The 3,553-nt window shown below is 67.0% G+C and carries 4 protein-coding genes; 3 read left to right on the forward strand and 1 reads right to left on the reverse strand.

The features are described 5' to 3' along the window. Positions 1-216: 216 nt before the first annotated feature. A complete protein-coding gene (locus IL54_RS18980) occupies positions 217-1,005 on the forward strand; it encodes a PhzF family phenazine biosynthesis protein (protein ID WP_037479469.1) in 789 nt (262 codons plus the stop codon). Here IL54_RS18980 and IL54_RS18985 read toward each other — a convergent pair. After that, the gene (locus IL54_RS18985) at positions 1,002-2,126 is read right to left on the reverse strand and encodes a serine hydrolase domain-containing protein (protein ID WP_037479472.1); all 1,125 of its coding nucleotides are present in this window, start codon (positions 2,124-2,126) and stop codon (positions 1,002-1,004) included. The genes IL54_RS18980 and IL54_RS18985 overlap by 4 nt on opposite strands. Before the next feature lie 38 nt (positions 2,127-2,164). On the opposite strand from IL54_RS18985, the gene IL54_RS18990 reads away from it, so the two are divergent. Together IL54_RS18990 and IL54_RS18995 are read left to right on the forward strand one after the other, a co-directional pair. After that, on the forward strand, positions 2,165-2,485 hold the full coding sequence (locus IL54_RS18990) for a hypothetical protein (protein WP_037479475.1): 321 nt from the start codon (positions 2,165-2,167) through the stop codon (positions 2,483-2,485). Between the two features lie 48 nt (positions 2,486-2,533). Then, positions 2,534-3,553: RecQ family ATP-dependent DNA helicase (locus IL54_RS18995; protein ID WP_037479528.1), on the forward strand; the 1,020-nt coding region annotated here is incomplete at its 3' end.

Raw genomic sequence — 3,553 nt, forward strand, 5'->3', positions numbered from 1 at the left:
GCGCCGATCGGCTATCAGACCAATGCGCTCGTCTATGCCGCGGGCGATTATCGCTTTGCTGATTTCGTGCGGATCGGCGTGCCGATCAACATCGTCGTGGGCATCGCCGTGTGCAGCGCGCTGGTGCTGCTGGGCTAAGCGCCAATCCGGTGCGGTTGGCCCTGTTCGCAGGCCCGCCCATCCGCCAGACCGTGGCAAACGACAAGGAACTGATCCATGCCCAGCCTGCCCTTCACCCAGGTCGATGCTTTTGCCGATGCCCCCTTCACCGGCAATCCGGCCGCCGTGATGCCGCTCGATGCGTGGCTCGACGACGCTACGCTGCAGGCCATTGCGGCGGAGAATAATCTGTCCGAGACCGCCTTCACGCTGGCAACGCCGGATGATCCGGAGGCGGACCATGCGCTGCGCTGGTTCACGCCGACCGTCGAAGTGAAATTGTGCGGCCATGCTACGCTCGCCAGCGGCCATGTGCTGATGGGGCAGGGGGATGTGGTGCGTTTCCGCACGCGGCATGCGGGCATGTTGACCGTATCGCGCGCTGGCGATGGCTATGCGCTGTCGCTTCCGGCCTGGGATATGGCGCCCCGTGCTTTGCCGGAACTGGCGGCAGGGCTGGGGGGCACTCCAGTCGAGTCGCATTGGCGGGATGGTGGCTACAGCCTGTTCCTCTTCCCCGACGCAGCGGCTGTCCGTGCGCTCGCGCCGGACTATGCGGCCTTGAAGGCGCAGGGCGACGTCATGCTCATCGCCACCGCGCCGGGTGAGGATAGCGATATCGTCAGTCGCGTCTTCGTGCCGGGCGGCGGCGTGGATGAAGATCCGGTCACGGGGTCCGCCCATGGCCTGCTCACCCCCTTCTGGGCCAAGCGCCTCAACAAGACGACGCTCAGCGCGTTTCAGGCGTCGGGGCGCGGCGGTCGGCTTGGTTGCACCCTCGATGGCGACCGGGTGATCCTGACCGGCCAGTGCCGCACGGTGATCGAGGGCCGCTTCCACCTCTAGCCTGGAAACAGCCCGATCACGCGTGCCAGTGCCGCCTTCACCGCGGCCCGCTGTTCCTTGTGTGGTGACATGCCGATCCGTACCACGGTCAGGCGCTGGCTGGGCGACACGAGAATATATTGGCCATTATGCCCCACACAGCCGAACAGGCTGGTGGGGGCCAGGCCCGGCATCAGCGCGCTTTCGCTGCCTTCGCGGTTGAGCCAGAGGTGCGCGCCATAGGCCGGGTTGCGTTTCGATGGCGTGCGCATGAAGTCGACCCATTTTTCCGGCAATATCTGATGCCCGCTGGGGCCGCGCCCCTGCCGTCGCAGCAATTCGCCAAAGCGGCCATAGTCGCGCGCGGTCATATGCATCATGCTGCCGCCGATCATCGTGCCGGCCGCGTCATATTCGGGCGTCAGGCTGGGCAGCTTGCCCGGTGCCTTCAACCGTCCGTCGATGAACATCGCCATCGCCCGCCGCCGCACGTCGGGATCGCTGCTGTTGGTCAGCATCCGCGTCATCAGGTCGGACAGGATGATGCTGCTGCCGGTCGAATAGTCGAAGTGCGCGCCCGGTGCCTGCCCCAGCGGTTTGGCCTCGGCATAGGCGCGCATGTCCTGCGCGCCGTCGGTGAACAGCATCCGCACCGTGTCGCCGCTCTGGATCGGCTCGCCATCCTCGACATGATCGAGGCCGCTGGTCATCTGGAGCAATTGGCGCAGCGTGATCTTGCCGCGCGGATCGCCCGGCTGGCTCCACGCCGCCACCGGCACCGGCGCGTCGATCGCCAGCCGCCCGTCCGCCACCATCAGGCCCACCAATACCGCCGTGACGCTCTTGGCGATCGACCAGGACAGGAGTTTCGTGTCCGGCCCGAAACCCGGCGCATAGCGTTCTGCGACGATTTCGCCATCGCGCATCACCAGCAGCGCGCGGGTGTCGCCCATCGCCGCATCCTCGAACAAGGGGTCGATCGCGGCGCGCAGCGCAGCCTCCCCCACCGCCGCGTCGCGCGCCACATGGTAGAGCGGCTGAGGGTCGGCCGCGCGCACGCGCCACAGCCCGCCCGCGCCGACAAGGGCCACCAGGGCGGCGCCAAGACCAAGCCGCTTTACGCTGTTCCATTCGATCTTCATAAGCCGCGCCCTTAGCCATCCCCAACCGAGTCGGGAATATGCCGGGCCGCCGGACGATCATTTATCTTGCCCTTGTGCTTATCCTGTCGCTGCTCGCCGTGCTGGGCTGGCACTGGAGCGGTGTGCGCGATCGGGCTGAATTGGGTGCCGCCTATGGCGCGCGTCTCGCCTGTTCCTGCCGCTATGTCGAAGGGCGCGCGATGGGCAGTTGCGAGGATGACAAGGAACCGGGCATGGCGCTCGTCACGCTGACCGACCGGCCCGAAGACAAAGCGGTCGAGGCGCGCGTGCCCCTGATCGCCACGCGCACTGCCCGCTATCGACCCGGCTGGGGCTGCCTGCTCGATCCAACCTCTTAAGCGGCGGCAAGGCTGGCCCCCCGCGCTTTCCCCCGCTAAGGCCGCGTCATGCGGCCCGACATTCCCACGCTCCTCCACGACATTTTCGGCTTCACCCGCTTTCGCGGGGTGCAGGAACAGGTGGTCGCGCGCGTCATGGCGGGTCAGCCGACGCTGGCGATCATGCCGACCGGGGCGGGCAAGTCGCTCTGCTACCAATTGCCCTCGGTCGCGCTCGATGGCTGCTGCGTCGTCGTCTCGCCATTGATCGCGCTGATGCATGACCAGTTGCGCGCTGCCACCGCCGTCGGCATTCGCGCCGCCAGCCTGACCAGCGTCGATGCCGACTGGCGCGAGACGCAGGACCGGTTGCGCAACGGCGATCTCGACCTGCTCTATGTCGCGCCTGAACGTGCCAGCCAAGAGGGGTTTCGCAATCTGCTGCGATCGGCCAGGGTCGCGCTGTTCGCGATCGACGAAGCGCATTGCGTGTCCGAATGGGGCCATGATTTCCGCCCCGACTATCGCCTGCTGCGCCCGCTGCTCGACGAATTTCCCGATGTCCCCCGGCTGGCACTGACCGCCACGGCCGACGCGCATACGCGCAAGGATATTCTCGTCCAACTCGGCATTCCCGACGATGGCCTCATCATTTCGGGCTTCGACCGGCCCAATATCCGCTATGCCGTCCATCCCCGCGATGGCCTGACGCGGCAATTGGCCGATCTCGTCGCCGCCAATCCCGGCCCCGGCATCGTCTATGCGCAGACCCGCGCCGCGACCGAGAAACTCGCTGAAACGCTGGGGCGGGGCGGTCGCGCCGTGCGCGCCTATCATGCCGGGCTGGACCCCAAGGTGCGTGCCGCCAACCAGTCCGCCTTCATCGCCAGCGAGGATATGGTGATGGTCGCGACGGTCGCGTTCGGCATGGGGATCGACAAGCCTGACGTGCGTTTCGTCGCGCATGCCGGGCTGCCCAAGTCGATCGAGGGCTATTATCAGGAATCGGGCCGTGCGGGCCGCGACGGCGAACCGGCGGTCGCGCATCTTTTCTGGGGGGCGGAGGATTTCGCCCGCGCCCGCCAGCGG

Source organism: Sphingobium sp. ba1 (assembly GCF_000743655.1).
GTDB lineage: Bacteria > Pseudomonadota > Alphaproteobacteria > Sphingomonadales > Sphingomonadaceae > Sphingobium.

Bases quoted from the DNA above. Each gene is read 5' to 3' on its own strand.
- IL54_RS18980 (WP_037479469.1), top strand. From the start codon at position 217: ATGCCCAGCCTGCCCTTCACCCAGGTCGATGCTTTTGCCGATGCCCCC.
- IL54_RS18985 (WP_037479472.1), bottom strand. From the start codon at position 2,126: ATGAAGATCGAATGGAACAGCGTAAAGCGGCTTGGTCTTGGCGCCGCC.
- IL54_RS18990 (WP_037479475.1), top strand. From the start codon at position 2,165: ATGCCGGGCCGCCGGACGATCATTTATCTTGCCCTTGTGCTTATCCTG.